Origin of the sequence: Streptomyces sp. NPDC058646 (genome assembly GCF_042716875.1) — a bacterium.
Lineage (GTDB): Bacteria > Actinomycetota > Actinomycetes > Streptomycetales > Streptomycetaceae > Streptomyces.
On record NZ_JBHXRK010000011.1, the window covers coordinates 100,430 to 120,130 of the forward strand.

At 70.2% G+C, this 19,701-nt stretch carries 15 protein-coding genes; 7 read left to right on the top strand and 8 right to left on the bottom strand.

Annotation, left to right across the window (positions count from 1 at the left end; translation table 11 throughout):
- Nucleotides 1-93 precede the first annotated feature (93 nt).
- Together ppdK and dusB are read right to left on the bottom strand one after the other, a co-directional pair.
- Nucleotides 94-2,802, bottom strand: a complete 2,709-nt coding sequence (gene ppdK / locus ACFWUZ_RS15825; RefSeq protein ID WP_384372400.1) for a pyruvate, phosphate dikinase — start codon at nt 2,800-2,802, stop codon at nt 94-96.
- 364 nt (nt 2,803-3,166) lie between these two features.
- The gene (gene dusB / locus ACFWUZ_RS15830; protein WP_384372402.1) at nt 3,167-4,309 is read right to left on the bottom strand and encodes a tRNA dihydrouridine synthase DusB; all 1,143 of its coding nucleotides are present in this window, start codon (nt 4,307-4,309) and stop codon (nt 3,167-3,169) included.
- 52 nt (nt 4,310-4,361) lie between these two features.
- Here dusB and ACFWUZ_RS15835 point away from each other — a divergent pair, with 52 nt between their 5' ends.
- Genes ACFWUZ_RS15835 through ACFWUZ_RS15845 form a run of 3 tightly spaced genes read left to right on the top strand, consistent with a single transcriptional unit; the run spans nt 4,362 to nt 7,583 of the window.
- Nucleotides 4,362-5,807, top strand: coding sequence for an MFS transporter (locus tag ACFWUZ_RS15835; RefSeq protein ID WP_384372404.1), 1,446 nt, complete (start codon nt 4,362-4,364; stop codon nt 5,805-5,807).
- 48 nt (nt 5,808-5,855) lie between these two features.
- Nucleotides 5,856-6,968, top strand: a complete 1,113-nt coding sequence (locus tag ACFWUZ_RS15840) for an aldo/keto reductase (protein ID WP_384372406.1) — start codon at nt 5,856-5,858, stop codon at nt 6,966-6,968.
- Nucleotides 6,969-6,989: 21 nt separating this feature from the next.
- Nucleotides 6,990-7,583, top strand: a complete 594-nt coding sequence (locus ACFWUZ_RS15845) for a TetR/AcrR family transcriptional regulator (RefSeq protein WP_384372407.1) — start codon at nt 6,990-6,992, stop codon at nt 7,581-7,583.
- A gap of 160 nt (nt 7,584-7,743) precedes the next feature.
- Here the strand turns inward: ACFWUZ_RS15845 and ACFWUZ_RS15850 are convergent, their stop codons facing one another.
- Complete coding sequence (locus ACFWUZ_RS15850) at nt 7,744-9,126, bottom strand: glycine--tRNA ligase (RefSeq protein WP_384372409.1); 1,383 nt, start codon at nt 9,124-9,126, stop codon at nt 7,744-7,746.
- A gap of 154 nt (nt 9,127-9,280) precedes the next feature.
- Between ACFWUZ_RS15850 and ACFWUZ_RS15855 the strand changes: the two genes are divergently transcribed.
- From ACFWUZ_RS15855 to ACFWUZ_RS15870, 4 genes are read left to right on the top strand one after another with little or no spacing between them, the layout of a single operon-like run.
- Nucleotides 9,281-10,279, top strand: coding sequence for a metal ABC transporter substrate-binding protein (locus ACFWUZ_RS15855; protein WP_384372411.1), 999 nt, complete (start codon nt 9,281-9,283; stop codon nt 10,277-10,279).
- A gap of 29 nt (nt 10,280-10,308) precedes the next feature.
- Nucleotides 10,309-11,103: a metal ABC transporter ATP-binding protein gene (locus tag ACFWUZ_RS15860; RefSeq protein WP_384372624.1), complete on the top strand. Its 795-nt coding sequence runs from the start codon at nt 10,309-10,311 to the stop codon at nt 11,101-11,103.
- Complete coding sequence (locus ACFWUZ_RS15865) at nt 11,103-11,966, top strand: metal ABC transporter permease (RefSeq protein WP_384372413.1); 864 nt, start codon at nt 11,103-11,105, stop codon at nt 11,964-11,966. Before ACFWUZ_RS15860 ends, ACFWUZ_RS15865 begins: the two co-directional genes overlap by 1 nt.
- Before the next feature lie 51 nt (nt 11,967-12,017).
- Nucleotides 12,018-12,461, top strand: a complete 444-nt coding sequence (locus ACFWUZ_RS15870) for a Fur family transcriptional regulator (RefSeq protein WP_384372415.1) — start codon at nt 12,018-12,020, stop codon at nt 12,459-12,461.
- Between the two features lie 286 nt (nt 12,462-12,747).
- On the opposite strand, the gene ACFWUZ_RS15875 is transcribed toward ACFWUZ_RS15870, so the two are convergent.
- From ACFWUZ_RS15875 to leuA, 5 genes are all read right to left on the bottom strand, one after another.
- Nucleotides 12,748-13,575 (bottom strand): isoprenyl transferase, encoded by an 828-nt coding sequence (locus ACFWUZ_RS15875; protein WP_384372417.1) that lies wholly within the window; start codon nt 13,573-13,575, stop codon nt 12,748-12,750.
- Between the two features lie 11 nt (nt 13,576-13,586).
- Nucleotides 13,587-14,333 (bottom strand): DNA repair protein RecO, encoded by a 747-nt coding sequence (recO, locus tag ACFWUZ_RS15880; protein WP_361603939.1) that lies wholly within the window; start codon nt 14,331-14,333, stop codon nt 13,587-13,589.
- 98 nt (nt 14,334-14,431) lie between these two features.
- Entirely contained in the window at nt 14,432-16,030 is a 1,599-nt protein-coding gene (locus ACFWUZ_RS15885) for a nucleobase:cation symporter-2 family protein (RefSeq protein ID WP_384372420.1), read from the bottom strand.
- 666 nt (nt 16,031-16,696) lie between these two features.
- Nucleotides 16,697-17,392 (bottom strand): TerB family tellurite resistance protein, encoded by a 696-nt coding sequence (locus tag ACFWUZ_RS15890; RefSeq protein ID WP_384372422.1) that lies wholly within the window; start codon nt 17,390-17,392, stop codon nt 16,697-16,699.
- A gap of 254 nt (nt 17,393-17,646) precedes the next feature.
- The gene (leuA, locus tag ACFWUZ_RS15895; protein ID WP_384372424.1) at nt 17,647-19,410 is read right to left on the bottom strand and encodes a 2-isopropylmalate synthase; all 1,764 of its coding nucleotides are present in this window, start codon (nt 19,408-19,410) and stop codon (nt 17,647-17,649) included.
- Between the last annotated feature and the right edge of the window lie 291 nt (nt 19,411-19,701).

Here is a 19,701-nt window from a genome sequence, read left to right on the forward strand (position 1 = left end):
TTTGTTGAACGGGAAAAATAGGCGCGCCCGCCCCCAGGGTGTCAGGGAACCCGGGGGCAGGCGCGGTCTGTGGGGCCCTGTGCGGGCCGGGGGTCAGCGGCTGTCGCTGCCCTTCGCCTCGGCGGCCGCACGGCCGGCCTCCAGGCGCGCCACCGGGATCCGGAAGGGCGAGCAGGAGACGTAGTCGAGGCCGACCTCGTGGAAGAAGTGGACGGACTCGGGGTCGCCGCCGTGCTCGCCGCAGACGCCGAGCTTGAGGTCCGGGCGGGTGGCCCGGCCGGCCAGGACCGCGCTGCGCACGAGGGCGCCCACGCCGTCCTTGTCGATGGTCTCGAACGGGGAGACCCCGAAGATGCCCTTCTCCAGGTACGCGGTGAAGAAGGAGGCCTCCACGTCGTCGCGGGAGAAGCCCCACACCGTCTGGGTCAGGTCGTTCGTCCCGAAGGAGAAGAACTGCGCGGCCTCGGCGATCTGGCCGGCGGTCAGCGCGGCGCGCGGCAGCTCGATCATGGTGCCGATGGAGAGCTTGAGGCTGGTGGCGGTGGCGGCCTCGACCTCGGCGATGACCTGGTCGGCCTCCTCGCGGACGATCTCCAGCTCCTGGACGGTGCCCACGAGCGGGATCATGATCTCGACGCGCGGGTCGCCCTTGGCGTTGGCGCGCTCGGCCGCGGCCTCGGCGATCGCCCGTACCTGCATGGCGAACAGGCCGGGGATGACCAGGCCGAGGCGGACGCCGCGCAGACCCAGCATCGGGTTCTGCTCGTGCAGCTTGTGCACGGCCTGGAGCAGGCGCAGGTCGTTCTCGTTGGCGTCCTTGCGGGACTCGGCGAGGGCGACGCGCACCGACAGCTCGGTGATGTCGGGCAGGAACTCGTGCAGCGGCGGGTCGAGCAGACGGACGGTGACGGGCAGGCCGTCCATCGCCTCGAACAGCTCGGTGAAGTCCTTCTTCTGGAGCGGCAGGAGGGCGCTGAGCGCCGCGTCGCGCTCCTCGTCGGTGTCCGCGAGGATCAGGCGCTCGACCATCTCGCGGCGCTCGCCGAGGAACATGTGCTCGGTGCGGCACAGGCCGATGCCCTGGGCGCCGAAGCGACGGGCGCGCAGCGCGTCCTCGGCGTTGTCGGCGTTGGCACGCACGCGCAGGCGGCGGACGCGGTCGGCGTAGGCCATGATCCGGTGCACGGCGGCGACCAGCTCGTCGGCGTCGTCGGCACCGGCGTGCATGCGGCCCTCGAAGTACTCGACGACCGGGGACGGTACGACGGGTACCTCGCCGAGGTAGACCTTGCCGGTGGAGCCGTCGATGGAGACGACGTCACCCTCCTCGATGACCGTCCCGCCCACCGTCATCCGGCGGCGCTTGGTGTCGACGTCCAGCTCCTCGGCACCGCAGACGCAGGTCTTGCCCATGCCGCGGGCGACGACGGCCGCGTGCGAGGTCTTGCCGCCGCGCGAGGTCAGGATGCCCTCGGAGGCGATCATGCCGTCGAGGTCGTCCGGGTTGGTCTCGCGGCGGATCAGGATGACCTTCTCGCCGGACCGGGACCACTTGACGGCGGTGTACGAGTCGAAGACGGCCTTGCCGACGGCCGCGCCCGGGGAGGCGGCGATGCCGCGGCCGAGCAGCTCGGTCTTCGCGTTCTCGTCGAAGCGCGGGAACATCAGCTGGGCCAGCTGCGCGCCGTTGACGCGCTGCAGGGCCTCGGCCTCGTCGATCAGGCCCTGGTCCACGAGCTGCGTGGCGATGCGGAAGGCGGCGCCGGCGGTGCGCTTGCCGACACGGGTCTGGAGCATCCACAGCTGGCCGCGCTCGATGGTGAACTCGATGTCGCACAGGTCCTTGTAGTGCGTCTCGAGGGTCTCCATGATGGCCATGAGCTGGTCGTACGACTTCTTGTCGATCTGCTCCAGGTCGGCGAGCGGCACGGTGTTGCGGATGCCCGCGACCACGTCCTCGCCCTGCGCGTTCTGCAGGTAGTCGCCGTAGACGCCCTGGTGGCCGCTGGCGGGGTCGCGGGTGAAGGCGACGCCGGTGCCGGAGTCGGGGCCGAGGTTGCCGAAGACCATGGAGCAGATGTTGACCGCGGTGCCGAGGTCGCCGGGGATGCGCTCCTGGCGGCGGTACAGCTTGGCGCGGTCGGTGTTCCAGGAGTTGAAGACCGCCTCGACGGCGAGGTCCATCTGCTCGCGGGCGTCCTGCGGGAACTCGCGGCCGGCCTCCTTCGCCACGATCTTCTTGAAGAGCTTGACCAGCTTCTTCAGGTCGGCGGCGTCGAGGTCGGTGTCGACGGTGACCTTCTTGGCGGCCTTGGCGTCCTCGAGGGCTTCCTCGAAGAGCTCGCCGTCGACGCCGAGGACGGTCTTGCCGAACATCTGGATGAGGCGGCGGTAGGAGTCCCACGCGAAGCGCTCGTCACCGGACTGGGAGGCGAGGCCGGCGACCGACTCGTCGGAGAGGCCGATGTTCAGGACCGTGTCCATCATGCCGGGCATGGAGAACTTGGCTCCGGAACGCACGGAGACCAGCAGCGGGTCGTCCGACTGGCCCAGCTTCTTGCCCATCTTCGCCTCGAGGGCCACCAGGTGGGCGCTGACCTCGTCGCGCAGCGCGGCCGGGGCCGTACCGCTGTCGAGGTAGACCTTGCAGGCCTCGGTCGTGATGGTGAAGCCGGGGGGGACCGGCAGACCCAGGTTGGTCATCTCGGCGAGGTTGGCTCCCTTGCCGCCGAGAAGGTCCTTGAGGTCGCGGTTGCCCTCGGTGAAGTCGTAGACGAGCTTCTGATCTTTGTTTTCCGACACGGGTCTCGACTCCTCGAGGCTCGGTGGCTGCCCTGACGGCCAGGAACATACCCAGATCGAAGGCTTCTGGGTACGTCCACTTGGTCGTCATGCGGCTGTAACCACCCGTGCGCCAGCAGATCGAAAGTAACTCATGGGTAATCAGAAAGTAGGAAGAGCGTTCACAAGCTGAAGGGGGAAGGGGCTGGAGAGGCCTGATTGCGCTCGGATGAGCGATCATCGATACATTTGCGTTCAAGTATTGAACGCACAAAGGGTGGCACCCAGTGCCACCCTTTGAAAGTCTTATCCGTGACTCCAGCGCTCATCTGAGCGAAACCTCGCCCCTGCGTGGCGTATATCACGCGCCACGCAGGGCGATTTGTCAGCCTCCGGAGGTGTCCAGTTCGGCTTCCTCACTGATGCCCGCACAGTCGTACGGGTCCTTCAACCAGCCCTCGGGCAGGACAACTCGGTTGTTTCCGGACGTCCGGCCGCGCGGGCCGTCCGCACTCTCGGGCCAGGCTTGATCCAGATCAAGCTCGCTCAGATGAGCGTCCAGCTCGGCCAGTGACGAAGTGACCGCCAGCTTCTTGCGCATCTCCGAACCCACCGAGAAGCCCTTGAGGTACCAGGCCACGTGCTTACGGAAGTCGATCACCCCGCGCGCCTCGTCGCCGATCCACTCCCCCAGGAGCTGGGCGTGCCGGTGCATGGTCGCCGCGACCTCGCGCAGCGTGGGCTTGTGGAAGTCCTGCGGGCGCCCCTCGAAGGCCGCGACCAGGTCGTTGAACAGCCAGGGCCGCCCCAGGCAGCCGCGGCCGACGACCACCCCGTCGCAGCCCGTCTCGCGGACCATGCGCAGGGCGTCCTCCGCGCACCAGATGTCTCCGTTGCCCAGCACCGGGATCTCGGGCACGTGCTCCTTGAGCCGGGCGATGGCCTCCCAGTCCGCGGTGCCGCCGTAGTGCTGGGCGGTGGTGCGCCCGTGCAGGGCGATGGCGGTGACCCCCTCCTCGACGGCGATCCGGCCGGCGTCCAGGTAGGTGAGGTGCTCGTCGTTGATGCCCTTGCGCATCTTCATCGTCACCGGCAGGTCGCCGGCGCCGGCGACGGCCTCGCGCAGGATCGCGCGCAGCAGGTTCCGCTTGTAGGGGAGGGCCGAGCCGCCGCCCTTGCGGGTCACCTTGGGGACCGGGCAGCCGAAGTTGAGGTCGATGTGGTCGGCGCGGCCCTCTTCCACGATCATGCGGACGGCCTTGCCGACGGTCACGGGGTCGACTCCGTACAGCTGGATCGAGCGGGGCTTCTCGGCCTCGTCGAAGTGGATCAGCTGCATGGTCTTCTCGTTGCGCTCGACCAGGGCGCGGGTCGTGATCATCTCGCTCACGAACAGCCCCTTGCCGCCCGAGAACTCGCGGCAGAGGGTGCGGAACGGGGCATTGGTGATGCCGGCCATGGGCGCGAGCACCACCGGGGGCTGCACGGTGTACGGGCCGATCGCAAGAGGCGGAGGGAGCGTGGTCATTCCTCCATTGTCGCGCACGGCCAGAACGCCGGTTTGGCGTACTCTCCCCGATATGTCCGACTTGAGTCACCGGCGGCGCATGCTCGTCCTGGGGATCTGCTGCACGAGCCTGTTCATCGTCAGCCTCGACAACACCGTCCTGAACGTCGCCCTCCCCTCCATGCGCCGGGACCTGAACGCCTCGGTCGCGGGGATGCAGTGGACGATCGACGCGTACACGCTGGTCCTCGCCTCCCTGCTGATGCTGGCGGGCGCCACGGCCGACCGCATCGGCCGCCGGAAGGTGTTCGTCGCGGGCCTGACCCTCTTCACCCTCGGCTCGCTGCTGTGCTCGCTGACGCCGAGCCTGGAGTGGCTGATCGTCTTCCGGATGATCCAGGCCGTGGGCGGCTCGATGCTCAACCCGGTCGCCATGTCGATCATCACCAACACCTTCACCGAGCCCGCGCAGCGCGCCCGGGCCATCGGCATCTGGGGCGCCGTGGCGGGCATCTCCATGGCTGCGGGCCCGCTGATCGGCGGCGTACTGGTGGACACGGTGGGCTGGCGGTCCATCTTCTGGGTGAACCTGCCGGTCGGACTCGTGGCCCTGGTGCTGACCCTGCGCTACGTTCCGGAGTCGCGGGCCGCCCGCGCCCGCCGGCCGGACCCCGTCGGACAGCTCCTGGTCATGACCCTGCTCGGCACGGTCACGTACGCGATCATCGAGGCACCGGCCGAGGGCTGGGGCTCCCCGGTGATCACCGGCTGTGCCGTACTGGCCGTGGCCTCGCTGGTGGGGCTGCTGCTCTACGAGCCCCGGCGGGCGGATCCGCTGATCGACCCGCGGTTCTTCCGCAGCGTCCCCTTCAGCGGGGCGACGGTGATCGCGGTGAGCGCCTTCGCGGGACTCTCCGGGGTGCTCTTCCTCAACACCCTGTACCTCCAGGACGTACGGGGGCTCAGCGCCCTGGACGCCGGGCTCTACCTGCTGCCGATGGCCGCCCTGACCTTCCTCTGCGCGCCGCTCGCGGGGCGGCTGGTCGGCACCCGGGGGCCCCGGCTGCCCCTGCTGATCGCGGGCGTGACGATGGCCGTGAGCGGACTGCTCTTCGCGGTCTTCTCCGCCGAGACCTCCACTCCCCTCCTCTTCGTCGGATACGTGCTCTTCGGCATCGGCTTCGGCATGGTGAACGCGCCGATCACCAATACGGCGGTCTCCGGCATGCCCCGCTCGCAGGCGGGCGTCGCCGCCGCGATCGCCTCCACCAGCCGGCAGACCGGTGGCGCGCTGGGCGTCGCGATCGCCGGAGCCGTCCTGTCGGCCGGGCTGGCGGGCGGCGCGGAGTTCACCGCGGCGGCCCGTCCGGCCTGGTGGTTCATCACACTGTGCGGGCTGCTCGTCCTGGTGGTCGGCGCGGCGAGCAGTGGCCGCTGGGCCATGGCGACGGCCGAACGGACGGCCCGCGCCCTCGAGGGCGCTGCCGGGCCGGAACACGACAGGGCCGCCTCACGCTGACGAGTGACAGATATTGAAATCTGTCACTCGTCATGCCATTCTGGAGTCATGACCAGGAACGAGAACCAGAACGAGAACGAGAACGTCCGGGGCACGACCGCGACCGCGACCGCTACTCCCGCTGCCACTGCCTCGCGCGGCGCGGCTGCCCACCGCTCCCTCGGCACCACCGGGCCTTGCGTCTTCCCGCTCGGTCTCGGTTGCATGGGCATGTCCGCCCTCTACGGGGAGGCCGACCGGGCCGAATCCCTCGCGACCATCCACGCCGCCCTCGACGCCGGGGTCACCCTGCTCGACACGGGCGACTTCTACGGCATGGGCCACAACGAGCTGCTGATCAACGAAGCCCTGCGCACCGCGCCCGCCGCGGCCCGCGACCAGGCGCTGACGAGCGTGAAGTTCGGCGCGCTGCGCACGGTCGAGGGCGGATTCGCCGGCTACGACGGCCGGCCCGAGGCCGTCAGGAACTTCCTGGCCTACTCGCTCCAGCGGCTCGGCCGGGACCACATCGACATCTACCGGATCGCCCGGGTGGACCTGGACGTGCCGATCGAGGAGACGATCGGTGCGATCGCCGAGGCCGTCGAAGCCGGGCACGTCCGGCACATCGGCCTCTCCGAGGTCGGCGCGGACACCATGCGCCGCGCGGCCGCGGTGGCCCCGATCTCGGACCTCCAGATCGAGTACTCGCTGATCTCCCGCGGCATCGAGCAGGAGATCCTGGCGACCGCCCGTGAGCTGGGCATAGGCGTGACGGCGTACGGCGTGCTGTCCCGGGGGCTGATCAGCGGCCACTTCACCCGGGACCGCACGCTGGCCCCGGGCGACTTCCGCGGCATGAGCCCCCGCTTCCAGGGCGAGAACCTGCACCGCAACCTCGATCTGGTGGACGCCCTGCGCAAGATCGCGGAGGCCAGGGGCGCGAGCGTGGCCCAGACCGCCATCGCCTGGGTGCTCGCGCAGGGGCCGCGGCACGGCGTCGACATCGTGCCTCTGGTGGGCGCCCGCCGCCGCGACCGGCTGGACGAGGCACTGGGTGCCATCGACATAGCGCTCGACGCCGCCGATCTGGCCGCCATCGAGGAGGCCGTCCCGGTGGGCGCTGCGGCAGGCGAGCGGTACCCGGCCGCGCAGATGGCCCACCTCGACAGCGAGCACTGAGCTGGCGGTACGGTCGTACCCATGCCTCCCGCAGCTGCCGAGCCCCTGACGTCCGAGCGCATCCTCGAGACCACCGAGGAAGTGCTGCGCCGCTTCGGCCCCGCCAAGGCGACCGTAGTGGACGTGGCGCGCGCGCTGGGCGTCAGCCACGGCAGCGTCTACCGGCACTTCCCGTCGAAGGCGGCGCTGCGCGAGGCCGTCACGGACCGGTGGCTCGCCAAGAGCGTCGTGATGCTGGAGGAGATCGCCTCGGCCCCTTCGGCGAGTGCCCCGTCGAAGCTGGAGGCGTGGCTGGAGGCCCTCTTCCAGGCCAAGCGCCACAAGGCGGGGGACGACCCGGAGCTGTTCGCCACCTACACGGTGCTGCTCGCCGAGAACAGCGACGTGGTGGACGCCCACCTCACCGAGCTGATCGCCCAGCTGTCGCGGATCATCGCCGAGGGGGTCGCGGCGGGCACGCTGGCCGCCGAGGACGTGCCGGCCGCCGCCCGTGCGGTGTTCGACGCCACGGGTCGCTTCCACGACCCGCAGTACGCGGCCGACTGGCACTCGCCCACGATCATCACGGAGTTCGAGGCGGTCACCTCCCTCGTGGTCCGGGGCCTGCGCGCCTGACGCGCGGTCCGGGAGCACCGGCGGCCGTCCCCGACGGGCGGTGGTTCCCGCCCCGAGGGCGCGCCCTGGGGCGGGCCGGACGCACCGGTGGCCCGGTGCGCGGGGCGCGCACCGGGCCACCGGTCGTTGCGCCGGGGCAGGACCCCGGCGGCGGAAGCTGCTAGCAGCCGAGCAGGCGGCTGCCGAGGTAGCTCTGGATCTGGTCCAGGGAGACGCGCTCCTGCTTCATGGTGTCGCGCTCGCGCACCGTCACCGCGTTGTCGTCCAGGGTGTCGAAGTCGACGGTGACGCAGAACGGCGTACCGATCTCGTCCTGGCGGCGGTAGCGGCGGCCGATGGCGCCCGCGTCGTCGAACTCGATGTTCCAGAACTTGCGCAGGTCGGCGGCGAGGCCCTTGGCCTTCGGCGAGAGCTGCGCGTTGCGGGACAGCGGCAGTACGGCGACCTTGACCGGGGCCAGGCGCGGGTCGAGGCGCATCACGGTGCGCTTCTCCATGACGCCCTTGGCGTTGGGGGCCTCGTCCTCGACGTACGCGTCGAGCATGAAGGCGAGCATGGCGCGGTTGACGCCGGCCGCCGGCTCGATGACGTACGGGGTGTAGCGCTCCTTGGACTCCTGGTCGAAGTACACCAGGTCCTGGCCGGAAGCGGCGGAGTGGGCCTTGAGGTCGAAGTCGGTGCGGTTGGCGACGCCCTCGAGCTCGGAGAACTCGTTACCACCGAAGTTGAAGCGGTACTCGATGTCGGCGGTGCGCTTCGAGTAGTGGGACAGCTTCTCCTTCGGGTGCTCGTACCAGCGGATGTTCTCCTCGCGGATGCCGAGGTCGCGGTACCAGTTCCACCGCTCGGCCATCCAGTACTCCTGCCACTGCTCGTCCTCGCCCGGCTTGACGAAGAACTCCATCTCCATCTGCTCGAACTCGCGGGTGCGGAAGATGAAGTTGCCCGGAGTGATCTCGTTCCGGAAGGACTTGCCCATCTGCGCGATGCCGAACGGGGGCTTCTTGCGCGAAGTGGTCTGCACGTGGGCGAAGTTGGTGAAGATGCCCTGGGCGGTCTCGGGGCGCAGGAACGCCTTGGAGCCGGTGTCCTGGGTCGGCCCGAGGTGCGTCTCCAGCATGCCGGAGAACTGCTTGGGCTCGGTGAACTGGCCCTTCACACCGCAGTTGGGGCAGTTGATGTCGGCCAGACCATTGGCGGGCACACGGCCGTGCTTGGCCTCGTACGCCTCTTCCAGGTGGTCGGCACGGTGACGCTTGTGACAGGAGGTGCACTCGGTGAGCGGGTCCGAGAAGGTCGCGACGTGGCCGGAGGCCACCCAGACCTCGGGGGCCAGGATCACGGACGAGTCGAGGCCGACGATGTCCTCACGTCCGGTGACCATCGCCTTCCACCACTGGCGCTTGATGTTCTCCTTGAGCTCGACACCGAGCGGACCGTAGTCCCAGGCGGCCTTGGAGCCGCCGTAGATGTCACTGCACGGGAAAACGAAGCCACGGCGCTTGCTCAGGCTGACGATGGTTTCGATCTTGTCGGCGGCCACGGTGCTCTCTTCATTACGAGGACGAACGGCGAAGCCTTTAGGTTACCGGCGCCCGCACCCCCCCTTTCAAATCGGTTCCCCTTCTGCGGCCCGGGCCCGGGCCGTCCACCAGGGTTTTTGACAACCGTTTCCATTTTTGATGAAAATGGATGTCATGAACGTACGACGCCTCATACCCACCGCCGCCCTCGCCGGAGCCGTCGCCCTCGGCGCCACGGCCCTCACCGCCTGCTCCGGAGCCACTGCCACCGGTGGCACGGACGGCAAGCTCGACGTGACGGCGTCGTTCTACCCCATGCAGTTCCTCGCCGAGAAGATCGGCGGGGACCACGTGAAGGTCACCACCCTGACCAAGCCGGGCGTGGAGCCGCACGACCTGGAGATCACCGCGAAGCAGACCGCCCGGCTGGCCGAGGCCGACGTGATCCTCTATCTCAAGACCCTGCAGCCCGCCGTCGACAAGGCCGTCGCCCAGTCCGGGGTGAAGAACGTCGTGGACGCCGCCACCCTCACCTCGGCCGAGGTGCACGGCGCCGCCCACGGCGAAGAGGGCCACGAGCACACCGAGGGCGACGAGCACGCCACGGACGACGGACACGCAGCGGACGACGGCCACGGCCACGGCGCGGGCGGCCAGGACCCGCACGTCTGGCTCGACCCCGCCAAGTACGCGGAGATCGCCCAGGGCGTCGGCAAGGCCTTCGAGAAGGCCGACCCCGAGCACGCGGCCGACTACAAGAAGAACGCCGATCAGCTGGTCGGCCTCCTGAACGGGCTCGACACGGAGTTCAAGGAAGGCCTGAAGGACACCGGCACCAAGACCTTCATCACCACCCACGCCGCCTTCGGCCACCTCGCCGGGCGCTACGGCCTGGAGCAGGAGGGCATCGCGGGCGTCGACCCCGAGTCCGAGCCGAGCCCGGCCCGGATGAAGGAGCTCCAGGAGGTCGCGAAGAAGGACAATGTCTCCACCGTGTTCTTCGAGACCCTGGCCAGCGACAAGACGGCGAAGACCCTCGCGGCGGACACCGGCCTGAAGACCGACGTCCTCGACCCGCTCGAGGGAATCACCGACACGTCCCAGGGCGCTGACTACTTCGAGGTCATGCGGTCGAACCTGAAGAACCTGCAGAAGGCGCTCGGAGCGAAGTGATGACAGCAGCAGCAACGGAGGCGCGAGCCATGGTGCAGTCCATGCCCCGGCAGTCAGGGGACCAGACCGTCATATCCCTGCGCGGGGCCACGGCCTCGCTCGGCTCGCGCCCCGTGCTGCGCGGGGTCGACCTCACCGTCCACCGCGGTGAGGTCGTCGCCCTTCTCGGAGCCAACGGTTCCGGCAAGTCCACCGCCGTCCGCGCCGTCGTCGGCCAGGTGCCGCTCACCGCGGGCTCCCTGTCCCTCTTCGGCACGGACTTCAAGCGCTTCCGGGAATGGTCGCGCATCGGGTACGTCCCGCAGCGCACCACCGCCGCCAGCGGCGTCCCCGCCACCGTCCGCGAGGTCGTCTCCTCCGGCCGGCTGGCCCGCACCCGCTTCGGCCTCCTGCGCAAGGCCGACAAGGCGGCCGTCGCACGCGCCCTGGACCTCGTCGACATGGACACCCACGCCGACGTCTCCGTCAGCGCCCTCTCCGGCGGCCAGCACCAGCGCGTCCTCATCGCCCGGGCCCTCGCCGTCGAGCCCGAGCTGCTGATCATGGACGAGCCGATGGCCGGCGTGGACCTCGGCAACCAGGAGGTCCTCGCGAACGCCCTGCGGGAACAGGTCGCCGCCGGTTCCACCGTCCTGCTCGTCCTGCACGAGCTGGGTCCCCTGGAGCCCCTGATCGACCGGGCCGTCGTCCTGCGCGACGGCTGCGTCGTGCACGACGGCCCGCCCCCGGAGGCCGTCGGCCAGCACGCCCTGCCGGGCCACGACCACGTACACCCCCACGCGGCGCAGGACGCCGAGCCCCTGCGGACGGGACTGCTGAGCTGATGGACCTCCTCGACTCCCCCTTCATGGTGCGGGCCCTGATCGCCGCCGCGCTGGTGGGCATCACCGCGCCCGCGATCGGCACGTACCTCGTCCAGCGCCGCCAGGCCGTCATGGGCGACGGCCTCGGGCACGTCGCCATGACCGGTGTGGCGCTCGGCTTCGTCCTCAACACCAGCCCGGTGTGGATGGCCACCCTGGTCACGGTCATCGGCGCGGTCGGCATGGAGCTGATCCGCTCCCGCGGCAAGACCAGCGGGGACGTCGCGCTCGCCATGCTGTTCTACGGCGGCCTGGCGGGCGGCGTCATGATCATCAGCCTGGGCGGGGGCTCCACCGCGCGGCTGCTCGGCGCCATGTTCGGCTCGATCACGGCGGTCTCCTCCGCGGACGTCGTCGCCGTGGTGATCCTCGCCGCGCTCGTCCTCGCCATCACCATCGGCCTGCGCAGGCAGCTCTTCGCCGTCTGCCAGGACGAGGAGTTCGCCCGGGTCACCGGCCTGCCCGTGCGGCTGCTGAACCTGCTGATCGCCGTGACCGCCGCCGTCACCGTCACCGTCGCCATGCGCATCGTGGGCCTGCTGCTGGTCAGCGCCATGATGGTGATCCCGGTCGCGGCCGCCCAGCGGGTCACCCGCGGGTTCACCGCGACGCTGTCGCTGTCGATGGTGATCGCCCTCGTGGTCTCGTTGACCGGCACGGCCACCACCTACTACGTCGAGGCGCCCTCCGGCCCGACCATCGTGCTGTTCGCCATCGGCGTCTTCATGGTGATGACCGCCGTGTCGGCTCCGCTGGCCCGGCGCCGGGCGAAGGCCGCGAGGGCGGCCGAAGAGGTCTGCACGCGAGACGATGTGAAGGTATAGAGCGGCCGGCCGCCTGGCACAATGGGCCGAGGCCGATACGAGGAGGAACCGGTGGCGACTGCGCCTGGCGAGATGAATACCGCGCCAGTACGAGGGCGATCCACCCGGCAGCGGGCAGCCGTGGCGGCGGCGCTGGACGAGGTGGACGAGTTCCGCAGCGCCCAGGAACTCCACGACATGCTCCGCCACCGCGGCGATTCCGTGGGCCTGACCACCGTGTACCGCACCCTCCAGTCCCTCGCGGACGCGGGCGAGGTCGACGTGCTGCGCACCAGCGACGGGGAGTCCGTCTACCGCCGCTGCTCCACCGAGGACCACCACCACCACCTGGTCTGCCGCAAGTGCGGCAAGGCGGTCGAGGTGGAGGGCCCGGCGGTGGAGAAGTGGGCGGAGTCCATCGCGGCCGAGCACGGCTACGTGAACGTGGCCCACACGGTGGAGATCTTCGGCACCTGCGCGGACTGCGCGGCAGCCGCCGCTCCCGCCGCCGGCTAGGACCGCTTCAGGTTCCCGTCGAGGACGCCCGGCAGTCACCTGCCGCGTGCGGTACCCCCGGTAGGCCCGGGCCCGGACGCGGTGGCCGAGAGCACGAACACCCGGCTGGGCACGGCAGCCGCGAGGAGCCCCGCCGTGACGGGCGCCACCCCGCCGTCCAGCGCCATGGGCACCGCGGCGGGCACAGGGGCCGGGCAGGCGCATGAACCGACGCCGCCTCGCGTACCCGCCGGTACAGCGGATCCCCGCCCGTGGTGTCCACGGACGGGGATCCCGGGCGCGGGTTTCAGCCGGCCGCGCCGGGGGCCTCGGGCTGGTTCGGGACCGCGCCGCCGAAGCGGCGGTCGCGCTGGGCGTACTCCAGGCAGGCGCGCCACAGGTCGCGGCGGTCGAAGTCGGGCCACAGCACGTCCTGGTAGACCATCTCGGCGTACGCGCTCTGCCAGAGCAGGTAGTTGGAGGTGCGCTGCTCGCCGCTCGGGCGCAGGAACAGGTCCACGTCCGGCATGTCCGGGTAGTACATGTACTTGGCGAAGGTCTTCTCGTTGACCTTCGACGGGTCCAGCCGGCCCGCCGCCACGTCCCGTGCGATGGCCTGCGCCGCGTCCGCGATCTCCGCGCGGCCGCCGTAGTTCACGCAGAAGTACAGGGTCATGGCGTCGTTGCCGACGGTCTGCTCCTGCGCGACCTGGAGCTCCTGGACGACCGACTTCCACATCTTGGGCATGCGGCCGACCCAGCGGATGCGGATGCCCAGCTCGTTCATCTCGTCGCGGCGGCGCCGGATGACGTCGCGGTTGAAGTTCATCAGGAAGCGGACCTCGTCGGGCGAGCGCTTCCAGTTCTCCGTCGAGAAGGCGTACAGGGAGAGGTTCTTGACGCCCATCTCCAGGCACCCCTTGAGCACGTCCAGTACGACGCCCTCGCCGACCTTGTGGCCCTCGGTGCGGGGCAGGCCGCGCTCCTTGGCCCAGCGGCCGTTGCCGTCCATGACGATGGCCACGTGGTTCGGGACCAGCTCGCCGGGGATCTTCGGCGGACGCTCACCGGACGGGTGCGGCTCGGGAACCTTGTACTCCCGTCGGGAGCGTCCCAGAATCCCGCGTCGTGCCATGTGCCCAGCTCCTATTTCTCGACGTAACGCAGGGAGCGTAGCCCGCGCTCCAGATGCCAGTGCAAATAGGCGGAGACCAGCCCGCTGCCCTCCCGCACGTGACGCGCCTCGCAAGCGTCGGCATGCCCCCAGTCGCCCGTCAGCAGCGCGCTGAGCAGGGCGATGGCCTCCGACGAGGGTACGACGCTGCCGGGCACCCGGCAGTCCCCGCATACGACTCCGCCCGCGGCGACGGAGAAGTGCCTGTTGGGGCCGTGGATCCCGCACTTCGCGCAGTCCTCGAAGCTGGGGGCGTAGCCGTTGACGGCGAGGGAGCGCAGCAGGAAGGCGTCGAGGATCAGGTGCGGCTCGTGCTCGCCCCGGGAGAGGGTGCGCAGGGCGCCGACGAGCAGCAGGTACTGCTGTACGGAGGGCTCGCCCTCGTTCTCGGTGAACCGCTCGGCGGTCTCCAGCATGGCGGTGCCGGCGGTGTAGCGGGCGTAGTCGGTGACGATGCCGTTGCCGTAGGGGGCGATGATCTCGGTCTGGGTGCAGAGCGGGAGACTGCGGCCGATCAGTTCGCTGCCGCGCGCGAAGAACTGCACGTCGGCATGGGAGAAAGGTTCCAGCCGGGCCCCGAACTTGGACTTCGTGCGCCGCACGCCGCGGGCTACGGCCCGGACCCGGCCGTGGCCCCGGGTCAGCAGCGTGATGATGCGGTCCGCCTCACCCAGCTTCTGGGTGCGCAGCACGATGCCGTCGTCGCGGAACAGACTCATGCGCCCATTGTCACCCGCCCGGGGGTGGTTCCGGGGACAGCGCCCGACCCTCGCAGGGACGCGGGGTCCGTACGAGGGTCAGGCACCCCTTGGGGGGATCAGGGGGCGGAGGTACCCGTACCGTCCGCCTTCCCGGACGCGGCCTTCCCGGAGCCGGCCGGCTCCTCGGACGCGGCCGTGCCGGGCCCGGCCACGGGGGCCGCCGCCTGGGCGGGGACCGTCGCGGAGACGGCCTCGGCGGCGGCTTCCGACACCGTCCCGGGGACCGGCTCCGGGACCGCCTCGGCGGTGGGCTCCGCAGGCCGGGCTCCCGCCGTGGCGGGGGCGGCGCCGTGCGCGTCGTCCTTCGCAGGGCCGTTGAAGATCAGGTTGAGGACGACGGCCGCCGTGGCGCCGAGGGTGACACCGCTGTTGAGCAGCGAGGACAGGTCCGGGTCCATGTGCTTGGAGAAGAAGACCGGGACGGTGGCCGGCAACAGGGCGAAGGCGAGGGAGACGCCGACGATCAGCGCGTTCTTCTCCTCCTTGAGGTCCACCTTGCCCAGGGTCTGGATGCCGGCCAGGGCGACCATGGCGAACATGACGGTCGCGGCGCCGCCGAGGACCCCGTGCGGGACGGCGGCGACGATCGCGGCGGCCTTGGGCAGCAGACCCAGGATGATCATGAAGACGCCGGCGGCGACGACCACGAACCGGCTCTTGACCTTCGTCATCCGCACCAGGCCGACGTTCTCGGCGAAGGCGACGTACGGGAAGGAGTTGAGGACGCCGCCGAGGGCGGTCGCGGCTCCGTCGGCGCGCAGGGCGCGGGCGACGGTCTCGCTGTCGATGTCCTTCTCGACGATCTCGCCGACGGCGTAGGTGTCACCGGTCGTCTCGACCATCGTGATCAGCATGACGATGAGCATCAGGACGATGGGGAACCACTCGAACTTCGGGACTCCGAAGTGGAAGGGGGTGGTGACGCCGATCCAGTCCGACGAGCCGACGTCGCCGAACTTCGCGTCTCCCAGGAGGAAGGCCACCGCGGTGCCGGCGACCAGGCCGAGGAGGATCGAGATGCTGGAGAGGAACGGCTTGCCGATCTTCATCAGGACCAGGATGAACAGCATCGTGCCGCCGGCGTAGGCGAAGTGCTCGGGGGCGCCGAAGTCGGGGCTGCCCAGGCCGCCCGCGGCGTCGTTGAGGCCGACGGGGATGAGGACGATGCCGAGGACGGTGATCACCGTGCCGGTGACGACCGGCGGGAAGAGCCGCATGACGGCCCGGAACGCCTTGGCGGGCAGCCAGGCGAAGGCGAAGGTCGCGATGCCGGCGGTGATGACCGCGCCGTAGATGACCAGCAGCGCGGCGGTCCCGCCGCCCGCGCCGAGGCCGATGGCGATCATCGGCGAGACGGCGGTGAAGGTCACGCCCTGGATCAGGGGCAGGCGCGCACCGATCCGGCCGATTCCGAAGGCCTGGATGATCGAGGCGATACCGCAGGTGAAGAGGTCCGCGTTGATCAGGTAGACCAGCTGCTCAGGGCTCAGTCCGAGGGCGTTGCCGACGATGATCGGGACGATCACCGCGCCGGCGTAGAACGCGAGGACGTGCTGGAAGCCGTAGAGCGCGAGCTTGGGGAGGGGGAGCACCTCGTCGACCGGGTGGGTGCTCTGCTTTCCGTTGCCGGAAAGCCGGGCGGCGACACGTGCCATCTCTGCCTGGCCCTTCAAAGAGGTAGGTAAAGGAGAGGAGTTCTGGTGCCCTGGTCGAAGTGGGTCGCTAACCCGTTGATCCGCCAGGGTGGTCCGTGAGTGCACGGGAAGCGAAGCCCCGGTGTGTTACGGGCGTCGTCTCGTCGTGTGACCGGAATTGAACGCCTGTGGGAGGTCTCACAGATATCGTCGACTTCTACAAATTGTTGACGTTGGACGATCTTCGATCTGTGGGTTCCTCCACTGGTGGAGGTCGCGGCACAGGGGTAAGGGAGCGGCGCCCCGAGGCCCGGATTCCGCCCGCGCAGTTGCGAAGCCGCACGCCAACTCCCCACGGCACGGCCGGTCGTGTGCTTCCTGGGCGCAAATACGCAGGCGTCGCTCCGGCCGTCCGAGGCGTGGGACGCGCCCTGCCCGGAACCGGCACCCCCGGCGCCCGCACCGCCACCGGAGGGTCCGAAAGCGGTCGCGCGAGGCCGGATCGTTACCCTTGGCAGGCTCGTTTCGGACGCTTCCGCAGGGCCGTGGCCCGCAAACGGAGGCGGGACGGGGCCCCGCACCCGGACAGGGGTGAGGCCCGGCGGGATCCCGCCGGGCCTCACCCCTGTCCTGGACGGTCCCTATGCCGTCCGTCGCCGGCAGCCGCCGGACGCCGCCGCCGGGCGCTCAGGGCGCGCGGACCGCCGACAGCAGCCGGGCCACCTCGTCCGTGCCCATCCGCAGCGCCGCGCCCACCGTGGCCAGGACCTCGCGCTCGGCCGGGGTGTACGGGCCGTCCGCCAGCGCGATCCGGGCGCCCTGCAACAGGATCGATTCGCGGCCCGGGCCGGCCAGGTGCGGTGCCAGCGGCTCCAGGGCCTCGTGGAGTTCTATCGACAGGGCCGCCCCGCAGCACTCGGGGACGTCGTACAGGCCGAGCCGGCCCTCCTCGGTGGACAGCGCCTCCACGAGGGACTCCAGCTGCTCCTCGGTGCAGTCCTGGAAGCCTGCGGCCCGTACGGCGCACACGGCGGCCTCCAGGGCCCCGGAGGAGGCCGTCCCGCCCGCGGCGAGCACGGCCAGGGTCACGGTGTGCACGGCGTCGCGCAGCAGCGCCGTGAAGCGGGTCGTGGTGAGGTGGTCGAGGACCTCGGTGCCGAACCGCTCCCGGCACCCCTGGCACTCGACGACGGGCCCGGCCTCCCCGCGCGGCACCAGCGGCACGCCGAGGACGGTGAACCGGCGGCGCCCGGTCCGCCTTCGGTAGTTGCGGTCCCCACCGCAGGCGGGGCAGAAGAACTCCCCGTCACCCACGGTGCTCCAGGTGGTACGGGTGCCCCAGACCGTGAGCTTCCGGCCGTCCCCACCCCGAACTGGCAGCACGTCGCACCTCCGTAACCGTCCGGCAGCATCGCCGGGTTGGCGTGATGTTAGCCACATCGGTGAGGATGCGTCAGTCGTGTGACAAGACAACCTCTGCCACGACCCGGACTTGGCCGGTCTGCGCCCCCGCCCCGGCCCCGGCCTCCGGCGCCCTGACGGGGGTCGACGGCCGGTACCCGGCCCGCTGGGCACCCGCCCGGGGGAACGGCGCGGCCCGTCCCTCCGCGCGGAGGGACGGGCCGCGGCCGGGTGGGTCAGCGGCCCGCGCGGTTGACGGCGGAGATGACCGCCTTCAGGGAGGCGCGGGTGGTGTTCGCGTCGATGCCGATGCCCCACAGGACACGGCCGTCGATCGCGCACTCGATGTACGAGGCGGCCACGGCTGAGGCGCCCTCGCTCATCGTGTGCTCGGTGTAGTCCAGCAGGCGGGCGTCGACGCCGATGCCGGCCAGCGCGTCGAAGAAGGCGGAGATCGGACCGTTGCCGGTGCCGCTCAGCACGGCCTCCACGCCGTCGACGACCGCCTCGACGGTCAGCGTGTCCGTGCCGTCCTTGTCGGTGGCCGTCGAACCGGAGCGCAGCTGGATGCGGCCCCACGGGTTCTCGGGGTTGGGCAGGTACTCGTCGGCGAAGGCGTCCCAGATCGCCTGCGGCGTGACCTCGCCGCCCTCGGCGTCGGTCTTGGCCTGGATGATGCGGGAGAACTCGATCTGCATGCGGCGCGGCAGGTCCAGCTTGTGGTCGTTCTTCAGGACGTACGCGATGCCGCCCTTGCCGGACTGCGAGTTGACGCGGATGACGGCCTCGTAGGAGCGGCCCACGTCCTTCGGGTCGATGGGCAGGTACGGCACCGCCCACTCGATCTCGTCGACGGTCTTGCCCTGGGCGGCCGCGTCGGCCTCCATGGCGTCGAAGCCCTTCTTGATGGCGTCCTGGTGGGAGCCGGAGAAGGCGGTGTAGACCAGGTCGCCCGCGTAGGGGTGGCGCGGGTGGACCTCCATCTGGTTGCAGTACTCGCTGGTGCGGCGGATCTCGTCGATCTGCGAGAAGTCGATCTGCGGGTCGATGCCCTGGGAGAACAGGTTCATGCCCAGGGTGATCAGGTCGACGTTGCCGGTGCGCTCGCCCTGGCCGAACAGACAGCCCTCGATGCGGTCGGCGCCGGCCATCAGGGCCAGCTCGGCGGCGGCGACGGCGGTGCCGCGGTCGTTGTGCGGGTGGACGGAGATGCAGACGTGCTCGCGGCGGGTCAGGTTGCGGGCCATCCACTCGAAGCGGTCCGCGTGGGTGGACGGCGTCGAGCGCTCCACGGTCGCGGGCAGGTTCAGGATGATCTCGCGGCCTTCGGCGGGCTGCCAGACGTCGCAGACGGCCTCGCAGACCTCCAGGGCGAAGTCCAGCTCGGTGTCGGTGAAGATCTCCGGGCTGTACTGGTAGCCGAAGGTGGTCTCGGGACCCAGCAGCTTCTCGGCGTACTCCATGACCAGGCGGGTGCCGTCGACGGCGATCTGCTTGATCTGCTCCTTGGAGCCGCGGAAGACGACCCGGCGGAAGGTCGGGGCGGTCGCGTTGTACAGGTGGACCGTGGCGTTCCTGGCGCCGACCAGGGACTCCACGGTCCGCTCGATCAGGTCCTCGCGCGCCTGGGTCAGTACGGAGATGGTGACGTCGTCCGGGATCGCGCCCTCTTCGATGATGGAGCGCACGAAGGCGAAGTCGGTCTCGCCGGAGGACGGGAAGCCGACCTCGATCTCCTTGTAGCCCATGCGCACCAGCAGGTCGAACATCTCGCGCTTGCGGGCGGGGGTCATCGGGTCGATCAGCGACTGGTTGCCGTCGCGCAGGTCGGTGGAGAGCCAGCGGGGGGCCCTGGTGACGCGGGCGTCCGGCCAGGTGCGGTCCGGGATCTCCACCTGCTCGTATGAGCCGTACTTGTGGATCGGCATCCCGGAGGGCTTCTGGGCGTGGGTCGCGTTGGTGATGGGCGTGGGGCGACCGACAAAAGACTGCTGGCTCATGACGTTGGGCTCCTCGCGTGTCCGCGTGTAGTTCGCTGGGACGGCCGACGGCGGTCGTATGAACCGCAACACCGAACTCCGCGGGGAGGGGGCCGGCCTACGACTACAGACCCTCGCCGCGGCAGCTAAGGAGAAGCAGCCCGAAACGCATGATGGGCCGAGCCTAGCCGAGCCGCGCGGTGACGCGAGGACCTGTTTCAGTATGCAAGACCCGGGGGCCCGATTTGTACCTCATGTGAGTCAAGCCTCGTTTACTCCGCCGATGTCCGTTCATTTCGTCAACTCGGCCGC